Origin of the sequence: Legionella fallonii LLAP-10 (assembly GCF_000953135.1) — a bacterium.
Classification (GTDB): domain Bacteria; phylum Pseudomonadota; class Gammaproteobacteria; order Legionellales; family Legionellaceae; genus Legionella; species Legionella fallonii.
In genome coordinates this window covers 3,856,362-3,881,613 of the sequence record NZ_LN614827.1, presented here as the reverse complement: position 1 = coordinate 3,881,613, position 25,252 = coordinate 3,856,362, and the positions used below count along the sequence as shown (strand labels likewise).

Here is a 25,252-nt window from a genome sequence, read left to right as displayed (position 1 = left end):
TTTCTTATCCGAAAATGACGTTAACTTAAAGGAAATGAATCCAGTTCTTTTATAATTTGTCCTTGGGCATCGGCAATACCAACACCAATAGCGTATGCTGTTGCCTTAACTTTGACGTCATGTACTTTACTAAATTGCCCTATTAATAACTGCAGTTTTTGGTATAACGTTGCGCGTTGTTTAGGAGATAAATGCTCCGGATCAAAGACGGAGAAATGAGGTTGGTAATAACTCATGACGCTGGGACTACCCCATTGTTTAAATAGTTCTTGTCTTTTCCGATCTTTTGAGGCCCAATCAGGAGTAGAGGCATGCTGATCACGTAGCTCAGCTAATTGGCTTAATGTTTTGTTACTTAATTGCTGCAATCGCTCATTCTGTTCTAATGCTAACATGACATAGCCACTGGTACTGGCGTGAAAACGCTCTGTGGCGATCGATATGTTCTTTTGTTTTTGAGCCAAATCTTGAGTTTGCTTTATAACTGCGCTAATTTGTGTTTCTTCATACGTCGCGAGATATAAAGTGATATGAAGGGGATGGGTGAGAATAAAGGGCTTGACATGATAAGTACTCAGTAGCTTCTTCTGCTGTAGAAACTGATTAAAATGTTCGATGAGGGGAATGACCTGATTATTAGGCGTTAACTTAAGATACACGTTGATTGGTAAACTTATTGCTCGTGCTGTAATAGACATTACACAACATAGAACACCAAAAAAATAGAGGAATGCATGACATCTAAACGTTTTGCTGTTATCGGTAATCCCATCACACATAGCTTATCTCCTATTATTCATCAGTCTTTTGCTCATCAAGCGAAGATTGAACTTTCCTATGACAAAATACAGGGTGATGAGCGGCTCTTTGAACAGCAAGTATCTGATTTTTTCATTCATAAAGGCAAGGGATTGAATGTCACCTTGCCTTTTAAACAACGAGCATTTGCTATGGCTCAACATCGTACGGAACGATGTCTACTGGCTGGGGCAGCGAATACCTTATGGATATGTGACAATAAGTTGTACGCAGATAATACGGATGGCATTGGATTAATTCGTGATTTAACGCGTTATATCGATTTACCTGGAAAGCGTATTCTAATATTGGGTACAGGAGGTGCTGCGAGAGGAATAATACATCCCTTATTAGCTGCAAATCCTGAAACTTTAACTGTGGCGAGTAGAACAGTGGCCAAAGCAATAGCGTTGCAAAATGATTTTCCGCAAATTAAATATGCGGGTCTTGATACTTTATCGGAACTATTTGATTTAATTATTAATGCTACTTCTGCAAGTTTGGAAGGCAATACTATCTTTTTACCAGAGCAGGTGATGTCTTATAAACCGGTTTGTTATGATTTAGCATACCAACAAAAACAGGCTACTCCTTTTGTCGATTACGCTAAAAACCTAGGGTGTGTGGCAATAGATGGCATAGGGATGTTGGTTGAACAGGCTGCCGAAGCATTTTTTATTTGGAACGGGGTCAAGCCTAAAACAGAGTCTGTTTTGCAATTACTGCAGCAATATTAAAATGTCGTGTAACGGTTCACATAGCGGCGTCAACTTAAGCTTTTTAATGTAGCCTCAATCCCGGATTACGACTTCGTCTAATCCGTGCTACACATCCTTAAGTTGACGCCATTCACTGTTCATATAACGGTGTCACTTAACTAAAGAATGCAACAACTTCTTTAGCATTAGCAATAGTGTCATGGAAGCCAAGTTCTAAGAGCTCGCGGGTAAATTCTTTTTCAAATAATAAAAAACTTAATAAGTCCCCTGAATGGCTTTTTGCACCTAGAAAATTCAACAAATATCGCAGTAAGGCAGACATGGTTTTAAAATTGTTTTGTGCTAAAGAAGCCATATCTTGGCTTGGACGTAAATATAGAGTTGATATGGGACGCCAAGGAGAGCGGCGTTTTTTCCACATAGATAATAAAGTGGCTATCTCATTCATGCGATTAACCATTTCAATGTCTCTATCAAGGTTATCTAAGAACAATCCATTAAGCATATTACCTAAAATACTGGCAAAAGGAATTTCTTCATTGCGCAAAATTTCTGGATTAGTAAATTCGGGAAGTTCTCTTGTTCCTAAAATTAGAATCTTATCTACTTCAAAGCGTATAGCACCGCGTAAGGGAGCAACAAGCCCTATACTGCCATCTCCATAATGTAATCCATCTATAGCTATTGTTGGGAAGAAGAGAGGCAAGGCACTGGATGCCAAAATGTGCTCTGCACTGATGATGGCGCGTTGGCTACTATGACGAGGATAATGCCAATCATGAAATTCAGGGTGGTTATGGTTATAGAAAGAAATCGTCTGGTGGGTTTCATAGCAAAGACTAATCACCTCCAGAGTACTTAGATGTCCTGCATTAATATTTTCTTCTATACGCGAAAAATCGATAGTCTCATCAATAAACTGTTTCAATGGCGAAGTATCTAGTAAGTGGCCTGACTGTCGTTGTTTAATAATTAGGGTGCTCAAATTGCGCATTACAGACTTCCCTAATTCATAATTACTGGCCTTATAAATTTGCTGGCAATGGATCTCTCCCCATATCGATTCCAATTTATCCAGTGCCGTAGGAAAGTCATTAGCATTTTCTGCAAGTATTGCTGCATTAATACTACCAACACTGACCCCACTCACCATATCAAATGGAAAGGTTTTAGTTTGTAAAATGTGACCAATTGCCTTTAAAACACCAGCTTGATAGGCCCCTCGCGCACCTCCACCAGCCAGATATAGAGCTTTTTTAACCATGATGACTTATTCTTGTTTTTCATATTAAAAATATAGTTGAACATAGGCCTGCTTAGCAAGAAAGAATTGATGTAACTATACGGCTCGGTTCGTATAAAATCCATATTTTGCTCATCTTGAACAAAAAGAGAATCTTTTCACCAAGAGTTTAAGAGCTATAGTTCCTTTGTGCAGCTTCCAATTTTTTCTGCCATTATTATTAATGGCTTGATGCAATCTCGTGTGGTAGCAAAAGATAAGCATGTTACGTCATGTTCTCTTAATGTCTACTTGGTATATTTAAAGTAAGTCTTTTTTGGGAGCAGAGAAATGAGTCTAAGCGAAGATGAAATTGCTAAGAAATTAGATAAAGAAAATGTTCTAAAAGACTTAGAGTTAATGTTAGATCCTGTAGATTATAAGCTAGTTGCTTTAACTCGAGAATCTTTATTAAAGGCGGCAGCAGAAAAAGTACCTATGTTGTCACGATTATTGGATCGTGTAGGCGATTCAGGCGAATCAATTTCTAAGATAGGTGAACGAGTTAGTGATTTAACTCATACTGCATCCAGTCAATCGGTTAGTTCCGGGTTTCATATTGGTTCCGTAGCTATAGCTGCTTTTGATTTTGTGCGTATTCCTTTTATTTATCTTTCAGCCTATGTCTTGGGCCAAGAAGTTCCATTCACTCTGGATAACAATATTAAATGGGCTTATTCCGGAATATTAATGGCATTGGCAATTACGGCGCTAACTGTTCCTGTTGCAGCACCAATAATTGGTTTTATAGCTGCAAGTATCGGTATATCTGTGAGTACGTTTTTATTAGGCAAAACTCTCTATGAGCGTTATCAATTAGGTAAGGAATACAAAAAATTAAAGAAAGAATTAGACAGCGAAGAAGAGGAAATGCGTTTAATTCAAGAAGAGGTACACGTGTTACATGAACGCCTCAAAAAAGCGACAGATGAGCAAAGTATAATAGAGGTCTATACCGATATAGTGTTATTGCAAGAACGTTATATTGCACAGAAGAAAATTGTAGAAAAATTAAAAACGGATGAGCTGCATTTACAACAGAAAATAGAACAAGTAGGCATGATTCACGTGCTTGATAAAGGCGTTGGGATTGCGTTGGGATGTTTAACCATAGTGGGATTATCTCTCTCCTTATTTTTTCCGCCTGTGGGAATGGGAATATTAGCAGGAACAGCTATTGCCGGTGGTGTTTATCTTTTGGGTAGATTAACTGCTCCTTTGGTTCAGTCTTTTGGCCATTGGCTGGTAAGCAAATTTAAGAAATCAGTCGAAGTTGATTCTTTAGAGCAAGAGGCAGTGAACGACAATACGTTGACGGAGATCAACGAAGCACGGAAAGGTGCTGAATTAGATACGGCTCAGAAAAAGCTGGATGAGACGAACGAACAACATGTTCAAAAGGACATGCCCCATGAGTCCACCACCGATGTTTTGATTGGGTTAATGGGTAGTGATATTGAAGCGCGTAAAGCAAAGCATGAGCTTTCACATAAGGATGAAGTAACGATCGCCCTTAGTAACGAGCGTGTTACTCCTAAGCCAACCCAAGAGCATGTTAATAAAGAAAACGCTGATGAGGAAGAGGGGGAAGGGGAGGCCATAACAGAAACTGAGGGGCCTCAGCATCACTAAATGTGTCGTTAAGGCTCATTGCAAAAAGGAAAAAATTGCTTTAACTTAAAAATTTACCCTCTATAGGAATAGAATCCATGCTGGGCATTTTCCGTGAACAACCAGATGCATTTCGTATGATTTTCTTGTTGGAATTATGGGAGCGCTTTGGTTTTTACACGGTACAAGGCGTCTTGACCCTCTATTTTATTCGCTATCTAGGGTATAGTGATATGGATTCTTATTATACCTTTGGTGCTTACTCTGCTTTAGTTTATGGCTTGGTAGTCATAGGAGGATATCTTGGTGATAAGGTACTTGGCACTAAACGTACTATTGTCCTAGGACTGATTGTTTTATCAGCAGGGTATTTTTCTTTGGCTCTGGTCGATAAAAAAAATGTTTTTTTAGCTCTTGGTCTAATTTGCGTAGGGAATGGCCTATTTAAAGCGAATCCGTCAAATTTATTATCCAAATGTTATGAAGAAAATGATCCTAGGTTACATGGTGGATTTACTCTTTATTACATGGCCATCAATTTGGGTAGTATGGTTGCTTTATTTGCAGGACCTACCGTCGCTAGTCGTTATGGTTACACCTATACCTATTTAATTAGTGCTGTGGGTTTAATTATTGGCTTGGCTAATTATTGGTTTCAATATCAGTATATAGCTGATATTAATACAGCAGCAGATAAGCAACGAATTTCTGTGCGGCAATGGGGCATGGTAATTGTTGGCGTATTACTTCTTACCCTAATTTCCGCTCATTTATTACAAAATGTAATACTCGCCAAGAACTTATTATGGGGAATCACTTTTATAGTCATTGGTGCTTATATTCATTGGATGAGCAAAGAAGAAAAAGCATCTCGTATGAATATGCTAGTTGCTATGGTGCTTATGATCGAGGCAATTATTTTTTTCACTTTATATCAACAAATGCCGACGTCAATCAATTTGTTTGCGGTGAATAATGTAAACCCTGGTTTCTTAGGTATCACTATCGATCCTCAGAGTTTTCAAGCGTTAAATCCTATCTGGATTGTTCTAATGAGTCCAGTGCTGGCCTATGGCTATGATAAAATAAATGAAAAAGGTATTTTATTTTCTATTCCTTACAAGTTCGCTTTGGGCATGACCATGTGTGCTTTGAGCTTTTTAATCCTTTATTTTTCGCGTTTTTTTTATACTGATAATGGAGCGGTTTCTTCTTGGTGGCTCATTATTAGCTATTTGTTTCAAAGTCTAGGTGAGTTATTAGTTTCTGCTCTTGGAGTAGCAATGGTGGCGGAGCTAGTGCCAGCAAAAATTGCAGGATTTGTTATGGGGATATGGTTTTTAACCTCCGCTGTTGCTGGATTTATTGGCGCCACAGTGGCTTCCTATACTGCACTTCCTAAGCATATTAAACCTGGCATAGAGTCACTAATGATTTATACCACTGTATTTGCCTGGATAGGTATTATAACCTTGATTATCGCTTTATGTATGTGGCTATTAGCTCCGCATTTGAATCGTTATATTACTACCAATACAGCGAAGGAAAAAAATAAACTAGATTTGGTTGAATCGTCTACAGCTTATAATCCCAATCTGTAAGTGCTTACTTAGTGACGTTTACTTATGCATTTTGTAATGCCAACCATTTGTCATCCAGTATAATGGTCGTCTGTTCTCGGCAACCAGGCTATACGTGTTCAAGTTGACGTCATTACGTCAACGAGTACCAAATTCTTTGACTCCTGGTTCGAGCAAAATTCATCGATAGATCTCTTTCCAAATGCTACTGCAGAGGCACTGGTGCTCGACTTCTGCGTGTACACTTCGGGCTCCTCATCTCCTCGCAATTCATCCTTTGCAGCGCGCTTGGAAAGAAGTTTAATAAAGGTATCGGCTAGCGAATTACTGGCCATTGTAAAGAGGAGACTCCCTCTAATTTACTTTCCTTCTCTTCTTTCTTTTCTTTTTTTACTGACCAAAACTTGAGTGATTCATCTGCTAATGTTGTTGCAATAGCACATGGGTCCTGAGGATTTTGCGCTGAATGTAACACTTGTTCAGGCACCGCGGTACTTTGCTCTTTAACTAACCTGCGCCCCTCCTTAGACCAACAAGAAATAGAGGGATTGCCAACTCCTTGGGTTGCAAAAAAACCGTGTTGAGTAATCCAATGAATATCGCATACCGGCCCCTCTGTAGTTGCTTGAGCAAGGACTGTTCCAGACGTAACATCCCATAACTGTAATGTTTTATCTTCTACCTCACCTCCAGTAACAATTTTTTTAGGGTCTTCGGGCGAAAAAGCAATTGCTTTAGAAACGGTTGTATGTCCTGTGAATGATAGTCTTGGTTCGTGCAATTTGCGCACATCCCAAAGGCCAACGGAGTCGCCTATCCCTAAGGCGAGTGTATTTCTTTTATCGAATGCTAACCCAGCGAACCTTTCACCAAATGAGGTGATATGAAAAGTCATTCGCCCGGAGCGCACATCGTAATGACTTACAGTATATTGGCGATGGGGGGCGTTTTCAGCCCTATACCCAAGCAAATACGTTCCACTAGAAGATGCATCGGGAATTATCTTGGTAAAGATTGCTAAATTATTCACTGATGTTTGGCTATATGTTTGAGCATCAATAAAATGCAAGCTTGAGTCTGTGGTTGCCTGAGTAATAAACTTATTAGAGCAAGATAGGGCAGAAATAGTGGCGCTCGCCTCGTTGACTTTTCTAACGCTCTTCGTTTGAAGGTCATAGGAGTAAGTCGTATTACCTAGCCCTAGATATACCAATTCACTCCAGCACAATGGATTATAATAAGCATCACTCACTAAATTAGGCGCATCTAAAATACGAATATTATCCAGGGCAGAAAATTCACGCCTCTTGAGCATCAATGACTCTGGTTCGGGTAATTTAAAATTCAAGACTCTGGATCGTTGTAATGTTGTAAGAGAAAAACCAAACATTGTATGAAATAAAATGTCTGCCTCTCTGGTTGCAGGAATATCGAAGGTTCCCGCAAAAAGGGCCTCTTGCATTTCCCTTTCTGTTTGAGAAACAGGACGAGTAGGAATAAACCTATCACGATTCGGGCCAGGTTTCGTCTGAGGTTTTTTATTCTTTTGTGTAAAAGTATCTTGTTTTTCGGTCGTCATATTTAACTATACCACTGCTTAATCCTATAAACGAGTGTTTATTATACATGGCGGTCTAAAGTATTCCATAACTGGTGTTCTTTATTGCTCTGCCAAAAAATAGTATTTTTAAGCAAATAAGTAAGTGGTGTTTTAAAATTCATTTATTATTTTGGGAAGAATAGAGAATTTACAAAAAAGTGGTTAAACAATGCGCATCACTTGTGTTATATTTGCCATTTGCCATCGATAAAATAACACAAAGGATAAATAAAATTCTTGCGTGCCACGCATTTTTTCTATTATGGCTGTGTTATCTATGTTTCTCCGGTATTAAATTTACGTGGAAGAAAAATTCTGTGCTTTAAGGTTATGGACACATTACAACACAGTAGAATTTGCTAGTGCTACAAAAGTTCTAATATGAAGATAATCGGAGATAAAAATGAGTATGAGCGTGAAGATTGTATTGGGGAAACGCTCTCAAGAGTTGATTGAACAATACATAAATTTATGTCCATTTCACGTAACTGAGTTAAAGCAATTTGCTTCTTCTTTAGATTCTATGCAATTAATTGCTTGGTTACGTGACGACGTCACCATCCCTTCCTATGTTTCTTTGCGTTCTCGGCAAGAAATTGAATTTGTGCTTGCCTTATTAAGAGTTGAATTATTGAATGATTTGCTTAATTCTCTGGCAGGAGAGAACCCATCGAAGGAGGTTACAGAGGAGCCATCCTCTGAGTATGCAACACTGAAACTTATTCTCCTTGCTCTTGCTGGTACTCTATTTGCTGGTTGTGAAGGTTTTGACAGTATTACTACGATGCTGGGTGTTTTGTCATTACCATCTGTACTAATTCTTATCGCTGGACTGGCTTTTTCTATTTTATCCATAGTTGTTTTCTATAGTTATGATTTAATTCAGGTTTCAAAAAATCTGGGGGTGCCCTTAAGAGAAGCGCCTAAGTTACTTGATATTTATTTGCAGCAAATGAATGGGATTAAGAACTTAAGGAAAAAAATAGAGGGCTATCAATTAGCAACATTACCGTTAGAAGAGCTAATACAATTACAGCAAACACTAGTTATGCTTCAAATTCGTTTTCAGTCTGTAGCAGAAGCAAGTAACCAATTTAATAATGCACTTAATAGCAGTAAAATACAGCGGGGAAAATTTATAGTTACTAGTTTAGCTGGACTACTTTTTTTTGGTAGTGGTTTTTTTGCCGGACAATCAGTGGCTATGTTTGTCGCAGCATTTTATATTCCTGCAGTTTTACCAACTTTCTGGCCTGTCATTTTGTTTAGTACACTTGTCGGAATCGCGGCTTTTGCTCTTTACTGGCATCTCGAGCAAGATGGATTGAATAAATTGGTTAGCGGATGGTTTGGGCTAGATGAAGATAAAATAGAGCAAGTATGCAATACAAAGCGCCTCGATAGCGAAAGCCATAAGCTGGAGTTGTTAAAACAAAAAATAATCAGTACCGCACGTTTAACGGGTCATTTAGATACTCTACAAAATGAATTAATACGTGTTCACGAGAAAGAAGAAGTGCCGCCTAGCGATCCTACGGTTCAGCCTCCTCCTATTAGCACAACAAAAATCGGTGATAATATTTTTTCCTTTCATGCTCACCCCAAAGGAGTGGTGCCGAAGGAGGCTAAAGATGACTTGGATTCTAAAGATACTTTTACTGCTTCGTGTAGATGATGGTGTTCGCTTAAAGCATAAATCCTGTGCAATATAATTGTAGCTCGGTTGAAAGGACTGGCGTAGCGGTTTGCTTTAACCGCAAGCAACCACGCACTATACGAGTCTAGGTATCGTCATTCTATGAGCATTTACGGTAAGGCTAATTGCCAGCGCGTCCTAAATATTTAATATGTTTTTAACAAAAGGGATAGTAATTTTACGGTGAGCGGCAAGCGAAGCATCATCTAATAGATTCAATAATTGATGTAAATCATGCATATTACGAGAACAGCGGTTTAGTAAAAATTGAGCGACACTTTCAGGTAATTCAAATCCTCGCTTCAAAGCGTGCTGTTTTAAGGTATTTATTTTTTCTTCATCGCTTAATTCATTAAGTTGGATTGTTAATCCCCAAGAAAGTCTTGAGCGCAAATCAGCAAGACGAATAGGGCTTATGGCGGGCGGATGATTACCAGATATAATAAGCAGTCCTTTTTCCTCATCTTTGACTCGGTTATATAAGTGAAACAATGCTTCTTCCCAGGATGGATCATTGGCTATAGCATCTATATCATCGATACAAATTAATGTTTGTTCTTCTATGCCTTCTATCGCTTGAGGACCCCATTCCTTGAGAAGCATTAAAGGAAGATAAATAGCTGAGTGATTTGAGTTAACTGCTTGGCAGCAGGCTTGTAACAAGTGTGATTTTCCACAGCCTTTTGTTCCCCAAAGGTAGAGAAGTCTCTCTCCTTGAAAAGAGAGCATGTTTTGCAATTGCTGTTGTAATAGGGCGTTATTTTCCCAGTTAAAATCAGTAAGGGTTGCTTCATCATTTAATTTTATTGCTAAAGCTAATTGAGTATTCATTGGGATAAATCTTTTTGAGGCCATGCTCTTCTGCCCCAAGTCCAAAAGTAATCAACATAAGTTATTGCTGTGGTAAATGCCGTTATATAGATTAATACATCCATGAAAGAAGAGGAAAGTTTGAAAAAAGCCAATTCGAACAGGCATAAAGTAACCAAGGCCAATTGGAGCGTTGTATTAAATTTGCTTAATAACGAGGGTATAAAATCCAATTTGCGTTGAATACACCAATACCAAACGAGCACTCCTATAGAAATACTTAAGTCTCTTAAAAAGACGATAATCACTAGCCACCAAGGTAAAGAACCAAGCAGAGCTAATGAAATAAAACTAGACGCAACCAGTAATTTATCTGCCATGGGATCAACAAAAGAACCAAAGGTACTTTGACAATTTAAATATCTTGCTAACCAGCCATCTAGTCCATCAGTAAACCCAGCGATGATAAACGTATAAAATGCATCAACGTATTCATGATGATATAAATACATCACAAATGGAACAATTAGTACCAATCGGAACAAGGTTAATATGTTGGGTATGTGTTTTAGTATCATGTGCCAAGCGATAATTTTAAATTACTCTCAATAAACTTTGGTTTATTGAAGAATTATAAATATATTGAGCCAGAAGTAACATCTATAAATTTTGATGTTTTTAATGGCAGTAGTATGAGCTAGTTTATACAATACCGTTGCTGCTGTCACGTGATTGAGCGTTCTATCAGAAATTACCATCTAGAAAACTTAGTATATTTCCGAAAAAAGGACTAAAATCCTTGTGCAACCATCGGCCTCCTAATCATCTCTGCACCACCATGCTGCTCTGATGGGACAGCCCCGCATTTATGTAAGAGGTGTGCCTCCACGAGTGTTGTGAAGTCACTCTTAGCTGTAAAGAGGTAACGAGCGAAATTTTATTCACCATTATAAAAGTGGTTTTTATTATGGTATGTGCAGCGAGTTCGGTTGTTCTATATAAATACCTTTATTTGTATTTCCTTTTAACTTCATGGTTAATAAGCATTGATGTTGCCAAACACCAGATAGCAACAGGTGTTTCTGTTGGCTCAAAAGGGGAGAGGACAGTTCTTTGCTTAACTCATCGAGTATAGCGTGCATCACTTGGCGCACTATACTCCATAGTTGTTGGCCATCCAATTGATGTTCTTGCGCTAAAATTTTTATCCAGTAACCAATATTATTTTGCAGCGTTCCCTGGATAAAGCAATTATTTAACTCGGATATAGTGCTATTTTTAGATATTGGGGCTGGAGATAAAGTTAATTTTTCTTTATTTTCAAAACACTCTTCATAGGACACATTAATTATTTCATGGTCACGTATCATTAAACCCTGAGGCATATCATCAGTAAAAATTATGAAAGTATTTTGATGCTGTGTTGCAAAGGCAATGCCATATTTCAGCAATAGATGCAATTGTCCTAATAAGACTTTACGGCAATAAAGTTTGAAATAAACTATTGGATCTAATTCACTCGCTTGAATTATTTCAATAAGCAGAGGTCTATTGGATATAGGCGAGAGCGTTAATAAACCAGCTAAAGGTACGACTCTCTGGCCTGATGCAATCAGATTGGTCGGATTTTGCATAAGATTTACTGATACTTGTTGCTGATAATGTGAGAGGGAAGGTGGATTATGAATTTTTAGAGACGTTATTTCTGAGACTAGAAATAAGGTATGGTGATAGTGGTTTGCTTGCTCTAATAAAGAATTGACCCATTGTGATAGTGCCACATCATCTTGGTACGATGGCTCTTGATTTAGGTCTTTGGACGTATATGGGGTATGGATATCAAGAGATAATTTAATATAAGTATTTGATGGATTTATTGACATCATTACTTCCTCAGACATAGAAGGCATTACGGATTGATGATGTGGTAATAGGAAGAGTGATTTATCATCTATTAACTGGTTATAAAGAGACTGTAGTTTATTGCGCCATTGCCACGGATGTATTGGAATGGGGATATACTCCTCGGGAGGCAGATGATTTATTGTTAATTGCTCTTGCCATAGCCTAAATTCATCGGGAAAGCTTAATGCCATGGATGTTTTGAAATCGAGATGATGCGAAGCGATAGCGATTCTATTTTTGCGTAAAGCACACCAATGAAGGCGAATTTGGGCTTGAAATTCCGCTGAGTTTTGCAAGACTTCCCGTCGAGTAAATCCTATTTTGGCGCGAAAACAGGGATGAGATGGATGGCCTTGGCTGCCCCACTGTTCTAGAAATAATAACGCTTCATTTGCGGTATATTTGTCTTTTATCCATGACCAAAGGCTATCGTAGGAGCGAGCTTCATTACGAATTTGTGAGTTCCAACGTAATCTATAGGCTAGAGTCAATGCTTCATTTGCAATAGATTCATCTAATTCATCTCTAAGATTATTCCATTGATAAAATAGACTCGCTGGTTCTGATTGTTTTAATTTCGTTTGTAATTGATCTATAAAATCATGGACATGATGACTGATAATAGGTGAACGAGTTAAATGCTCCGCAAGGACAGAACGCTCCAAACGTTTTAACGTATTTTGGTGCGCCAAGGTGATAAAGTAATCAATGCTACTTTGTGGTAGGCCAATACCAATCTCAAATAATAAAAAGCGTAATTGGTGGCTAAGTTCGTCAAAACTCCCATATGCCAAAGCCATTTTGTCTCCAAAGATGAAATAAAGTATTACTTAAATATAAATGATAATCATTCTCATTTGCAACAGTATTATATAAAAAAACAAATCCTGCTTTGCAATGAGTTCTTGAAGAAGTCTATTGATAAATACGTTGACTTATACTAAGGACGAAATAACAGTTCATGGGAGAAGGGTAAAATGATAAGATGAGCTTTTTTTAAGCGATAATCATTATAAATGAAATACAGACCAGACATTGATGGATTAAGAGCGATTGCAATTTTACTGGTCCTTATTTATCACGGCGGACTTTCCTTATTTCCTTCTGGATTTGTTGGGGTGGACGTATTTTTTGTTATTTCAGGGTTCTTAATTACTAGTATTATTCATCGTTCGCTGTCTAATCATTCTTTTTCTTTTATTGATTTTTACAACCGAAGATTATGGCGATTACAGCCAGTCTTAGTTTGCTTTATCTTTTCGACTCTATTGCTTACCTTATTATTGTTTTTACCGGATGATTTGATTCAATTTAGTCGGAGTGCACGCAAAACTTCTTTATTTATATCCAATCTTTTTTTTAATCAAACAACAACAGGGTATTTTTCGCCGGACACTCACCAACTTCCATTATTACATACCTGGTCTCTATCTATTGAATGGCAATGCTATCTAATTTTACCGCTAGTGATGTATGGTTTGCATCGTATCTTTAGCGTACGAAATGTAGCCCTAGTGGTCTATGTGCTGACTTTTATCTGCTTATTATGCTCATGGTACTATTCAAAAACATTGCCTGTCCAAACCTATTATCAATTTTCCAGCCGAATTTTTGAATTTTTAATCGGAGCCTGTGTTGCTTTAGTTCCTTCTCGCCCGATGACAATAAACAAATATTTATTAAATTTTTTTGGTGGATTGGCCATTGTGCTTATTTTTTATAGTGCAAGCCTAGATGATATTCTTATCGCTTATCCTAATGGATATGCCGTTCTCGTTTGCGGCGCTACTGCATTTTTAATCGCTATTGGTCGCTTTTATCCAAATGAATTGATAGTGAAATTATTATCCTTACAACCATTGGTTTTTATCGGGGTACTATCTTATTCACTTTATATTTGGCATTGGTTGGTCTTTTCTATCATCAGATATCAAAGCATCATCGAGACCCTGCCCGTTTTGTTAATGGCTTATGGACTTACTTTCTGCCTGGCTTTCTTATCATGGAAATATATTGAAAAACCATCTAGGGCTTTGAATCGTCTGAAATTTAGCTATACAGTTGTTGGTTTATTACTAGTCCCTATAGCAATGATTCATGTCATTGATCATATTATTAAAGTGAAAGCAGGTTTCCCACAGCGCTTTAATCAGGAGTTAGTGGGGGTTTATCAACAATTGGAGCAATATGCTAGTGCACAAAGACCTTTATGTATTAGTAACAATAAAATAGATATAAACTCCCAATGTCACATAGGCGCTCAGAATGCTGATAGTAAAAAAGGGTTACTGATAGGCGATTCATTTTCTAATCATTATTGGGGATTTATCGACACTTTAGGGAAAGCGGCTCATTTAGCTGTTTTTGCTCAAGGAACTTCGTCGTGTATTACGCTGCCTGGAATTTATCTTTATGACTGGTGGCATTTTAAAAAGCAAATCTATCAGGAATGCCGAGAGCAAACCGATAAGTATTATCGATTGATACGAGAAAATCATTACGACTACGTAATCATAGGGCAAATATGGGCTAACTATTTTTCTGACAAGGTTATTAATCACTTAGGTGATGAGCGCTCTTTGGCGTTGACTAAAAAACGATTGGAAGTCGCTTTAGATGATGCATTAAGAATAATCACGGATTCCGGAGCGAAACCTGTTTTAATTAACTCCACCGCGATAACCACAGAAAATGTCCATGATTGCTTTTTTAAGCATATTAAATTCAGACGAGCTTATAGCCCTAATGAATGTAATTTTCCATTGACCATACTTGCTGGTGAACAGTGGTTTGATGATTTATTTGAACGGATGCAAATTAAGTATCCGCAATTAGTGATCATTGACCCTAAAAAAGTACAATGTGAAAATAATCAATGCAAAGCGGCGCTTAATGGGATTCCCATTTATCGTGATGAAGGGCATATAACCGATTATGCTTCCTATCAACTGGGTCTTATGTATCTACAAAAATTGGGTAATCCTTTAGCCTAAGATGGCTCGAAAAGCCCCCTCGCCCGCGTGAGATATTTTAATTAGAACCCAATAATCAATCGCGGGCGAGGGCTGGGGAGAGAGGCTTCGAAGGATATTTCTTCTTTCGCTTGACAACTATGGGCTTTGGGTCCGACAAATATCCTTGCTTTGCGCTTGATTTTAGGCAGGGAGCCTGGCCAATCCCAACAAAGGCTCTAATAAAAGGGTACTGCGCCCACATTATCAGGATATTTTAATTTTTATCTTCATTTTTGCGATAAAGAATTACTGTATTGCCAATCATTTGAACCAATTCCGCATCTAGTTGTTGGCATAAATCATTTGCCATTGCGATTCTATCTTCTCTTTCCGCACCATTAATTTTAACTTTGATTAACTCATGGGAGAGTAACGCGATATTGGTTTCTGCAACAACTGCTTCTGTTAATCCTTTAGCACCAAGAAGTATGACTGGCTTTAAATGATGGGCTCGAGCTTTAAGTGATTGTTTGAACGAAGTGTCCACTTTTATGTTCCTGATTGATAAAATGGCAAATTATTGCACGTTTTGCTGGGAAAAGGTAGTAAAATTAAGTATCATAGTAGCAAGCAATATAGAATTTGAGTGGTATGAGGCGTACAAAAAGCAGTAAACGCTGGTTAGAAGAGCATTTTAACGATGTTTACGTAAAAAAAGCACAAGCGGAAGGTTATAGAAGCCGAGCCATCTATAAATTAAAAGAAGTAGATGACAAGGAGTCTCTCCTTAAGCCTGGAATGACTGTAGTTGATCTAGGAGCTGCTCCTGGAGGATGGACTCAGTATGTTTCTGAAAAATTACAAGGTCGAGGGCGTATTGTCGCCTTAGATATTTTACCCATGGACGCACTACCTGATGTTACCTTCATTCACGGTGATTTTCGAGAAGATGACGTATTACAAGAGTTAGTAAATTTAATTCCCGAACGTGGTTTGGACTTGTTATTATCAGATATGGCCCCAAATATGAGTGGAACTGCCGCAATAGATATACCGCGGGCGATGTATTTAGTAGAGCTTGCTTTTGATTTTGCCGAAAAAATGTTAAAACCAGGGGGGACCATGTTAGTAAAAATTTTTCATGGCTCCGGTTTTGATGACTTAGTAAAACAAGCGCGAGCATCCTTTGACAAAGTGGTTATACGTAAACCATTAGCATCGCGGTCTCGCTCAAAAGAAACCTATTTGCTGGCAAAGGGCTATAATTTATAGTAATTTTATATATATATCTTATGGATAAAGATACAGTATTTTAGATGATTGTATTTACAAAAGCTGTAATTTGAGGTTATTCATCATCAAGCTGTAAGTAACTAACGAGGTTAATACTTTGAACGATATGGTTAAGAATTTATTTTTATGGCTGATTATAGCGATTGTTCTCGTCTCTGTTTTCAGTAATTTTGGCCCGCGTAACTCAGTTGCTGAGAAAGTTTCCTACAGCCAATTTTTGAAAGAAGTAGATCAAGGAATGGTGAACTCAGTTACGATCGAGGATAACAAAATCATTAAAGGCATCACGAAGAATAATAAACGTTTCGTGACTTATATGCCCATGCAAGATAACGCTTTACTAGGTGAATTGCTGAAAGGTAAAGTGGATGTCAGCGGTCAAGAAAAACAGCAAGAAAGTTTCCTCTTACATTTGTTCATCAATTGGTTCCCAATGTTGCTGTTAATTGGTGTTTGGGTATTTTTTATGCGCCAAATGCAAGGTGGCGGCGGCAGAGGGGCAATGTCTTTTGGACGTTCACGCGCACGCTTGTTGGGTGAAGATCAAGTTAAAGTAACTTTTGCCGATGTTGCTGGTGTTGATGAAGCTAAAGATGAAGTTAAGGAGTTAGTTGACTTTCTACGCGATCCTACCAAATTCCAAAATTTAGGGGGACGAATTCCGCGAGGCGTATTGTTAGTTGGTTCTCCAGGAACCGGTAAAACTTTATTAGCTAGGGCTGTTGCCGGTGAAGCTAAAGTTCCTTTCTTTACTATCTCTGGTTCTGACTTTGTTGAAATGTTTGTTGGCGTTGGGGCATCACGTGTTCGCGATATGTTTGAGCAAGCTAAAAAACATGCTCCTTGCATCATTTTTATAGATGAGATTGACGCAGTAGGTAGACATAGAGGCGCTGGGCTTGGCGGTGGCCATGACGAACGAGAACAAACTCTTAACCAATTATTAGTAGAAATGGACGGTTTTGAAGGCAGTGAAGGTGTAATTGTTGTTGCCGCAACGAACCGTCCTGATGTTTTAGATCCCGCATTACTCCGTCCAGGTCGCTTCGACCGTCAAGTTGTGGTGCCATTGCCTGATATTAGGGGCCGTGAGCAAATTTTAAGAGTGCATTTACAAAAAGTTCCTGTTGATAATAATGTAGATGTTATGGCTATTGCTCGTGGTACTCCTGGATTTTCTGGGGCTGACTTATCGAACTTGGTTAATGAGGCCGCTTTATTTTCAGCTAGATCCAATAAGCGCAAGGTTGGTATGTTGGAGCTGGATAAAGCTAAAGATAAAATTATGATGGGAGCAGAAAGACGTTCCATGGTGATGGATGAAAACGAGAAAAAATTAACTGCGTATCATGAAGCAGGCCATGCTATCGTTGGATTAAGCGTACCTGAACATGATCCTGTATATAAAGTTTCTATCATTCCTCGCGGTCGTGCACTTGGTGTGACCATGTTTTTACCTGAGCAAGACAGATACAGTCACAGTAAACGTCGCTTAGAAAGTCAATTATCCAGTTTATTTGGTGGTCGAATTGCTGAGGAGCTTATTTTTGGTCTCGAAAGCGTTACTACTGGAGCATCTAATGACATTATGCGTTCTACTGAGATCGCACGCAAAATGGTTACTACCTGGGGGTTATCTGCTTTAGGGCCATTAACCTTTGGTGAAGAAGAGGAAGAGGTATTCATCGGCCGTTCGATGAATAAACATAAGGAAATGTCAGATAGGACAGCACAACAAATTGATGACGAAGTTAGGGCTATCATTGATAGAAACTATCAAAGAGCTAAAGAAATTTTGGTAGCCAATATGGATACATTACACTTAATGGCGGAAAGCTTAATTAAGTATGAAACTATTGATTCCAAACAAATACAGGAAATTATGTCTGGTAAAGAACCTTCTCCTCCTGAGGACTGGGGCTCTTCTAAACCTTTGGAAAAGACTGATGCTGTCAATAATGCACCGGCTAAAATCGTTAGTAACGAGACTATAGAAAATCCTGCCGAAGAGCACTAATTTTATATCCGGTTATTAACGAGAGAGTTAGGTGAATTCCGATCAATTTGTCGACTGGTTAGGACGTCAAAATCAGTCTGAACTACACAATACTTTTGAAAAGCCGTTAATTATGGGAGTACTGAATGTCACTTCAGACTCCTTTTTTGATGGCGGGAAGTTTTTGTCTGTGAATAGAGCATGTGAACATGCTTTTCACCTAATTGCTCAAGGTGCGGATATCATTGATATTGGCGGTGAGTCAACTAAGCCAGGCGTACTACCGGCGCCTTTGGATCTTGAGTTGAGCAGGGTAATACCCGTTATAGAACAAATTCGTGCGCACTCTGATATTTGTATTTCCATTGATACGTATAAACCTGAAACAATGGCGGCTGCTGTTTATGCTGGGGCAAATATTATCAATGATATTTATGCCTTACGACAAGAAGGTGCTTTGTCTGTGGCAGCAAAGGCAGGAGTCCCTGTTTGTCTTATGCACATGCAAGGACAACCTCACAATATGCAAGAAAACCCTCAATACGCGAATGGTGTCATAGAGGATTTAAAACAGTTTTTTACCGAACGTATTAATGCTTGTGAACAGGCCGGCATAGATAAAAAGCGCTTGATATTGGATCCCGGCTTTGGTTTTGGGAAATTAGTAGGGCATAATTTGCAAATAATTTATAATATTGAGCAATTAAGAGACTTGCAATTACCCCTTCTTTTAGGTGTATCACGTAAAAGTACTATAGGGGCGGTATTAGACAAAAAAGTGAGCGATCGATTAATTGGAAGCCTTAGTATAGCCGTATATGCGGCTCTAAAAGGCGTGGGAATTCTTCGCACACACGATGTTGATGAAACACGCCAAGCTTTAGATATGATTGACGCAATTTGTCAATCAGGTTAAAGAATATTCAGGAGACCCTGATCCTGGGATAACTGAAGAACAATAATAACCCGAGAGTAATCATCTCGGATGAGATAATAAAGAGGTAAAGAAGGATGAGTCAACGTAAATATTTCGGCACTGATGGTATTCGCGGGCACGTTGGACTGTCCAGTATTAATCCTGAATTTGTTTTAAAATTGGGTTGGGCAGTAGGAAAGGTGTTAGCGAATGGACATAGGAAAAAAGTAGTAATAGGTAAGGATACTCGGGTATCAGGGTATATGCTTGAGTCTGCTTTAGAGGCTGGATTATCTGCTGCAGGCGTCGATGTGGCATTACTGGGTCCTATGCCTACTCCAGGTATTGCGTATTTAACACAAACCCTCAGGGCTAATGCGGGTATAGTCATTAGTGCATCTCATAATTTATTTGAAGATAATGGAATTAAATTTTTCTCTGCTGATGGCGGTAAATTGCCTGATAGTGTTGAGCTGGCAATTGAAGCAGAACTTGAAAAACAGTTAGAAACGGTAGCCTCAGGTAAATTAGGTAAAGCTACACGTATCAATGATGCCGCGGGGCGTTATGTCGAGTTTTGCAAATCGACTATTCCTTCTATGACTCGACTCTCCGGTTTAAAAATTGTAGTAGATTGCGCTAATGGCGCTACGTACCACATTGCTCCTAATGTCTTTGCAGAGCTCGGGGCGGATGTTATTTCTATAGGAAACAAGCCCGATGGCTTTAATATTAATAAAGACTGCGGCTCAACCTCACCTGAATTATTAAGACATAAAGTAATTAGTACAAAAGCAGATATTGGTATTGGCCTAGATGGTGATGGAGACAGACTCGTTTTAGTTGATGCACAAGGTAATCTTGTTGATGGAGACAAGATTCTTTATGTCATTGCTAAGGACCGCCAACAAAGAGGAGTATTGCATGGAGGTGTTGTTGGTACTTTAATGAGTAATTATGGTCTGGAATTAGCTATTGCTTCTTTAGGCGTCCCTTTTCTACGTACACGAGTGGGGGACCGATATGTTTTAGAAGCGTTGCGTGAAAAGGATTGGAAAATTGGAGGCGAGACATCTGGGCATATTGTGTGTTTAGATAAAACAACTACGGGTGACGGTATTGTTGCCGCATTACAAGTGCTCTCCATCATGGTCAAACAAGACAAGAGTTTGCAGCAATTAACGCAAGGAATCACTTTATTACCACAGTCTTTAGTAAATTTAAAAACAGATCGAGCTTCTGTCTTAGCATCTAATTCTCTGGTAATCGATGCCGTTAAAACATTGGAAGATAGCCTGAGAGGTGAAGGTCGAGTGTTACTTAGACCTTCTGGAACTGAGCCTTTATTAAGAGTGATGGTAGAAGGAATTAATGAGTCTGCTGTGAAACAACAGGCTCAAAAATTATGTGAGGATATTCGTCTCATTGATATGCAATTAAATGAAACAAGGCAGTCTGCTTAAGCAGTACAAATGGGAGGCGGATCTTTTTGCATGAGAAGATCTGCTTCTTCAAGCAATTGAGCCGTTTTCGTCTTGAAAAAACAAGGTTTCTTAGAGTATTCATGTTCGGCTTGTCCTGTAATCTTACCTACGATCCATCGATACAAATCTTCTATGACCTCCCAGATTTTTAAAAAACCTCTATGCCTTTTTAATGGTTCATAGCGCGGATCTAATGAAAGCGATGGCATTTGTTCGATTGATAATGGGGGGCTAATAGTCTCTTTGAGTGCTTTGGCCATGCGTAATGATTGTATCGCTTGCAACAATAGCTTTCCTTCAAAAGGAAAGTCTTTCTTCAACCTTAGGTATTGGGTATAAAGTGATTTAAATTGTTCAGGCACCAGCTCCGTTTCATTTTCTTCATCAAGTGCTTCATCAACTAGAGGCACATTAGGTTTGATAGACAGTAATTTATCCAGATCTTTTTCGGGGAGAGGGCAAAGGCGTATATAAGCCTGAATAATATTTATATTGGGGCTATGTTGTAAATCAAAGAGAATATCTCTTAAGACATGAGATGGCTTATAAGATGAAGGGTGCTTAATCAAATACGCTGCCAGTGCTTTACCTGTATTCAAGTACCACTCCTGAACTTCGCTGGGATGGTTTGATAATAAACAAGTAATTTGTTGATGATACTCTTCTAATTGTTGCAATTGAGTATCATCCATATACTGAGAGTTAACTCCTAGTTGTAATGGGGACAAAGGATACTCTTCTTTTGCGCTTGAAGAGTCACCCGATGGTTCTAGAATTGAGTCGGCCTGTTTTTGTAAATTTGCGCTTACTTCAACAGCCGTATCTGTGCGTTGTTCTTGTTGCACTATTTGTGTCGGTGAATGCGTGGATGCGGGTGTTTCTTGTTTGTCTGCAACGGGTATTAATGGAGTAGGTTGCTTATTTATTTCTTCTTCAACAGTGATTGTATGAGATGTCAGCACGCCGACCTGTTCCTGTATTCGTTCTTCAGACACCTCAATTAAAAGAACACCATCTTCACCTAAATTTGACTGTTTACGGAACGAGGTATCAATAGGTCTGGTGTTTGTTTCTGACGAGGATGAGGAGGGCTCTGTTATTGAGCTAGGCAGTACTGCCGCTGTTGATCCTATAGTAGATGTTTCTTGTAATAGACTTACTGGTTGCTCTGTTGTTAGATCAAGAGGCAAAATCGATGTCTCTGTGACTTTTGGCAGTTCCGTTGGGGGGAGATTACTTGGGGGAACAGCCTCCTCTTCGGAGGCGGACGAGGCGTCAGAAGGATTATGTAATAGAGCACTTGGTTGTTCTGACGTAAGCCGCAGCTCAACCAAGGGAGGCATCTCATCAGCCTGTAACGATTGGTTCATCTCCTTGGGTTCTTCTAACTTAGATGATTCAATTGGAGGAGGTTGTACAATAATGGATTGTTCTAACGTTAATGTGTGAGGAACTGAGAATACAGAAGGTTTGGTCTTTTCCTCCACATTAAGAGAGGGAGGTATCTTCTCAGAATGTTGTTGTGGTAATGGAATAGATGACTCTCCTGAAAGCGGCTGTTTATCCCACGGCGATTCTGTGTGTATTAGAGTCTGTATGGCTTCATGGGATACTATTGTTGGAGTATCTTTTTGTTTATCGGCTTCAACTGGTAGGTCGCTTAACTCTTTCTCTGTAGAGGCTGGTTGTAGACCATCCTGAGCACTGTCGGGTAACGGCAATGCTTGGATTTGTTCTATATTATGGGCTATTTCATTTTGTAAATTAGAGAACTCCTCCGTAAGAGACTGGAGAAGAGATGATTCAGGGGCCTCTATATTTGCCTTATCAATTTGGATGCCAATATTATTTTTCTGTTCTTGAAGCTTGCGTTGTTGTTGGAGCAATAATTCTAATTGAGAATCTAACTCAAGGAAGGAGTTACATGAATTAAGTTGCTCTTCTAATTCCTTCTTCGAGGGGAGTGAATTTATTTGCTCTTCTAATTCACATTGTCTAACCAATAGAGCATCTTGCTCTTGTGAAAGCTTATATTTAGTCCGCAACTCGCTCAATTGATGTGCAGTTGAACTTAATTCATTTGCTTTTTGTAAAATTAAGCTCATTTGCTCTAATTTCAGTTCAATAGCAGGCACGTTGTAAAGTACAGCAAGATAACGATCTGTGATTGAGTTATTAGTTGCAGAGATACTAGGAACTACTAAAATCGGATATTTTTCGAATAACTCATTTATTTGTAGCAATAAATTGTCTAATCCAGTAGTGGCTGGAATATTATTTTGAGCACGAGGGGCTAAGCGTTCTAAGGCGCTTACTTGCTCCTGCAAGATGGCTTTGTGTGAAGAAAGAATCCCCATTTTGTGTAATAGGCTTAAATACTTAAATGAGTTTTCTTGTTCTTGTATAGCGGTCTCATATTTTTTATGATCTTCAAACCAGCTAGCCCATTTATAAGGGTCAAGATAGGATAGGGCCGTTGGAATTTGATCTTGATATTGCTTGATTAAATTTGATTTATCAGGCGCTTTATTAAATTGCTCGGATAAACTTTCTTTTGTTTGGATCGCAAGAGTATTAATACTAATGTCCAACTGGACTTTTTCAAGTTCATTATTGACTGTACTTGCTTGTCGTTCAATTTCCTTTCTTTTATTTTGAATATCAATTGTCGCTATTTGTTTCTCAACTTGTGGAATTAAGTCAGCGAATTTATTTTTAATTTCTTTTAGCTGACTTACAGCAGACATTGTTGTAGCAACTATAGATTGGAACTCTTGCATCACACTAATAGTAGTACACGAGACTCCAAGTGCATTAAAATCAATGACTAGCTCGGCTATTTTATTTTTTAGTTGCAACAATTCTATTTTTGCAACGTTTAGATCGATAGCGGCAGATATCTTGTTTAGGTACGCACGGAATTCTAATACTGCTAACTTTTGAGTTTTACTATCTACAGGAGCACTATCCTCCAAGATTATCACACTTTGCATTTCTGGTTGTTCATTGAGTAGAGGCCTTAATTTCACAAAAGAAGAATCCAATGATTCGACAGTAGATTGAATTTGCTTTTGATGGTCATTAATTTTTTGTTGAAAGAACTCATCTTGCTTCTTTAATTCAATTAAATGAGCCTGTTGCAAGGTTAAATTGTGCTTTCGACTACCTATATCAAAGCTTTGATCAATTAATGTTCTTAATGAGACTAATCGATTCACGTGCATTTGCAAGTATGAAGGGGTTTGAGGAATATCCAGTGCGGGGTGTTGTTCAAATATAGCTCTTAACTTAACTGGATTAAATGGTGGGGTTAAAACGGAAAGGTCAGACATTATTTTCTGGATGATTTCTTTCATCGGTATATACTCCTTGTACAATCCGTACTTAAGATTCTAACTAAAACACCATACTAAGCAAGTAGGAATATAAAATAATAAATTGCAGGATTTATTCTCATAAAAATAGCGAATAATGCTACACATCCGGAGTAACTTTGGGTATAGTGCGCTACAGAAATCAGGAGGGATGATGAGACAGAAAATCGTTGCCGGTAATTGGAAAATGAATGGCCAATTTCAGCAGGTGATTCAACTGACCAATCAATTAAAAGAATTGATTGATGCAGAAAGCACTACTCAAGTTATAATAATGCCTCCAATAATTTATATTCCTTTAGTCAATGAGTTGCTAGGGAATAGTAATATAATGCTTGGAGCACAAAATATATATCCAAAGGATAGTGGTGCATATACGGGTGAAGTATCTGCATCCATGGTAAAGGAATTTAATTGCTCTTACGTTTTAGTTGGACACTCTGAGCGTAGACAATATTTTTATGAAGATGAAAAATTTGTCGCACAAAAATTCCACCATGTGAAAGAACATGGTATGATACCTGTTCTTTGCGTTGGTGAAACGCTTGTTGAGCGTGAGAAAGGACAAACAGAGCAAATTATTGCCAAACAGATATTGGCAATAAGTGAAAAAAATAAAAATTGCTTTCATGGATGTGTTATTGCTTATGAGCCTGTTTGGGCAATAGGTACTGGTAAAACTGCCTCTCCAGAGCAGGCACAAGAAGTACACCAGTTTATTAGAAAGTTAGTGGCGGAAATAAATCATAATGATGCCGAAAAGTTAACACTGCTTTATGGTGGTAGTGTTAACGAAAATAATGCTAAGGCATTATTTGCCATGCCAGATATTGATGGTGGCTTGGTTGGTGGTGCATCATTGAACGCGAAACAGTTTGTGGAAATTGTGAAATGTATCAATTGATATTAATTATTCATGTGGTAGTTGCTGTAGCCTTAATTGGCTTGGTGCTTATACAACATGGGAAAGGTGCTGATATTGGTGCCGCCTTTGGTTCTGGCGCTTCAAATACCTTATTTGGTAGTCAGGGAACTGGAGGTTTCTTATTTAAATTGACCGGTGGTTTGGCGATGACATTTTTTGTCACTAGTTTAATGCTGTCTTACTTGGTTTCAACCCAGTATCAAAAAGCAGAACAACAAGCAATTCCTCAACAAACCAGTGCTCCTGTGAATTCTGTTCCAGTTCCGGTTGATGGTGGTAATAGTAGTAAAAAACAATAAATACAAGTGA

Annotated in this window: 19 protein-coding genes; 11 read left to right on the top strand and 8 right to left on the bottom strand. The window is 38.5% G+C overall.

Annotated features, from left to right (window positions below; genetic code table 11):
- Positions 1–20: 20 nt before the first annotated feature.
- Positions 21–698, bottom strand: coding sequence for a 2'-5' RNA ligase family protein (locus tag LFA_RS16175; RefSeq protein WP_045097083.1), 678 nt, complete (start codon positions 696–698; stop codon positions 21–23).
- A gap of 36 nt (positions 699–734) precedes the next feature.
- Between LFA_RS16175 and aroE the strand changes: the two genes are divergently transcribed.
- On the top strand, positions 735–1,535 hold the full coding sequence (gene aroE, locus LFA_RS16170) for a shikimate dehydrogenase (RefSeq protein WP_045097082.1): 801 nt from the start codon (positions 735–737) through the stop codon (positions 1,533–1,535).
- Between the two features lie 136 nt (positions 1,536–1,671).
- Here aroE and LFA_RS16165 read toward each other — a convergent pair whose 3' ends face one another.
- Positions 1,672–2,784, bottom strand: coding sequence for a patatin-like phospholipase family protein (locus LFA_RS16165; protein ID WP_157010398.1), 1,113 nt, complete (start codon positions 2,782–2,784; stop codon positions 1,672–1,674).
- 306 nt (positions 2,785–3,090) lie between these two features.
- Here LFA_RS16165 and LFA_RS16160 point away from each other — a divergent pair, with 306 nt between their 5' ends.
- The gene (locus LFA_RS16160; RefSeq protein ID WP_045097080.1) at positions 3,091–4,431 is read left to right on the top strand and encodes a hypothetical protein; all 1,341 of its coding nucleotides are present in this window, start codon (positions 3,091–3,093) and stop codon (positions 4,429–4,431) included.
- A gap of 77 nt (positions 4,432–4,508) precedes the next feature.
- Entirely contained in the window at positions 4,509–6,011 is a 1,503-nt protein-coding gene (locus LFA_RS16155; RefSeq protein WP_045097079.1) for an oligopeptide:H+ symporter, read from the top strand.
- Between the two features lie 295 nt (positions 6,012–6,306).
- Here the strand turns inward: LFA_RS16155 and LFA_RS16145 are convergent, their stop codons facing one another.
- Positions 6,307–7,569, bottom strand: a complete 1,263-nt coding sequence (locus tag LFA_RS16145) for a WD40 repeat domain-containing protein (RefSeq protein WP_045097077.1) — start codon at positions 7,567–7,569, stop codon at positions 6,307–6,309.
- Positions 7,570–7,993: 424 nt separating this feature from the next.
- On the opposite strand from LFA_RS16145, the gene LFA_RS16140 reads away from it, so the two are divergent.
- Positions 7,994–9,265: a hypothetical protein gene (locus tag LFA_RS16140; RefSeq protein ID WP_052674016.1), complete on the top strand. Its 1,272-nt coding sequence runs from the start codon at positions 7,994–7,996 to the stop codon at positions 9,263–9,265.
- 159 nt (positions 9,266–9,424) lie between these two features.
- On the opposite strand, the gene hda is transcribed toward LFA_RS16140, so the two are convergent.
- From hda to LFA_RS16125, 3 genes are all read right to left on the bottom strand, one after another.
- On the bottom strand, positions 9,425–10,117 hold the full coding sequence (gene hda, locus LFA_RS16135; protein WP_045097076.1) for a DnaA regulatory inactivator Hda: 693 nt from the start codon (positions 10,115–10,117) through the stop codon (positions 9,425–9,427).
- Entirely contained in the window at positions 10,114–10,674 is a 561-nt protein-coding gene (locus LFA_RS16130) for a CDP-alcohol phosphatidyltransferase family protein (RefSeq protein WP_045097075.1), read from the bottom strand. The genes hda and LFA_RS16130 overlap by 4 nt, the downstream gene beginning before the upstream one ends.
- A gap of 387 nt (positions 10,675–11,061) precedes the next feature.
- Positions 11,062–12,801, bottom strand: coding sequence for an IucA/IucC family protein (locus tag LFA_RS16125; RefSeq protein ID WP_045097074.1), 1,740 nt, complete (start codon positions 12,799–12,801; stop codon positions 11,062–11,064).
- Between the two features lie 216 nt (positions 12,802–13,017).
- On the opposite strand from LFA_RS16125, the gene LFA_RS16120 reads away from it, so the two are divergent.
- Positions 13,018–14,994: an acyltransferase family protein gene (locus tag LFA_RS16120; RefSeq protein ID WP_045097073.1), complete on the top strand. Its 1,977-nt coding sequence runs from the start codon at positions 13,018–13,020 to the stop codon at positions 14,992–14,994.
- Between the two features lie 235 nt (positions 14,995–15,229).
- On the opposite strand, the gene yhbY is transcribed toward LFA_RS16120, so the two are convergent.
- Positions 15,230–15,502: a ribosome assembly RNA-binding protein YhbY gene (gene yhbY / locus LFA_RS16115; protein ID WP_045097072.1), complete on the bottom strand. Its 273-nt coding sequence runs from the start codon at positions 15,500–15,502 to the stop codon at positions 15,230–15,232.
- 104 nt (positions 15,503–15,606) lie between these two features.
- Here yhbY and rlmE point away from each other — a divergent pair, with 104 nt between their 5' ends.
- The 4 genes from rlmE to glmM all read left to right on the top strand — a co-directional run bounded on the left by rlmE (position 15,607) and on the right by glmM (position 20,623).
- The gene (gene rlmE, locus LFA_RS16110; RefSeq protein ID WP_045097071.1) at positions 15,607–16,227 is read left to right on the top strand and encodes a 23S rRNA (uridine(2552)-2'-O)-methyltransferase RlmE; all 621 of its coding nucleotides are present in this window, start codon (positions 15,607–15,609) and stop codon (positions 16,225–16,227) included.
- A 127-nt stretch (positions 16,228–16,354) separates the two neighbouring features.
- A complete protein-coding gene (gene ftsH, locus LFA_RS16105; protein WP_045097070.1) occupies positions 16,355–18,265 on the top strand; it encodes an ATP-dependent zinc metalloprotease FtsH in 1,911 nt (636 codons plus the stop codon).
- 31 nt (positions 18,266–18,296) lie between these two features.
- Positions 18,297–19,160 carry a dihydropteroate synthase gene (gene folP, locus LFA_RS16100; RefSeq protein WP_045097069.1) on the top strand — a complete coding sequence of 288 codons (864 nt, stop codon included), beginning with the start codon at positions 18,297–18,299 and terminating at the stop codon, positions 19,158–19,160.
- A 95-nt stretch (positions 19,161–19,255) separates the two neighbouring features.
- Positions 19,256–20,623 carry a phosphoglucosamine mutase gene (glmM, locus tag LFA_RS16095; RefSeq protein WP_045097068.1) on the top strand — a complete coding sequence of 456 codons (1,368 nt, stop codon included), beginning with the start codon at positions 19,256–19,258 and terminating at the stop codon, positions 20,621–20,623.
- Here the strand turns inward: glmM and LFA_RS16090 are convergent.
- Positions 20,620–24,000, bottom strand: coding sequence for a hypothetical protein (locus LFA_RS16090; protein WP_045097067.1), 3,381 nt, complete (start codon positions 23,998–24,000; stop codon positions 20,620–20,622). The genes glmM and LFA_RS16090 overlap by 4 nt on opposite strands.
- A gap of 172 nt (positions 24,001–24,172) precedes the next feature.
- Here LFA_RS16090 and tpiA point away from each other — a divergent pair, with 172 nt between their 5' ends.
- Together tpiA and secG are read left to right on the top strand one after the other, a co-directional pair.
- Positions 24,173–24,922: a triose-phosphate isomerase gene (tpiA, locus tag LFA_RS16085; RefSeq protein ID WP_045097066.1), complete on the top strand. Its 750-nt coding sequence runs from the start codon at positions 24,173–24,175 to the stop codon at positions 24,920–24,922.
- Entirely contained in the window at positions 24,910–25,242 is a 333-nt protein-coding gene (gene secG / locus LFA_RS16080; protein ID WP_045097065.1) for a preprotein translocase subunit SecG, read from the top strand. Before tpiA ends, secG begins: the two co-directional genes overlap by 13 nt.
- Positions 25,243–25,252 lie beyond the last annotated feature (10 nt).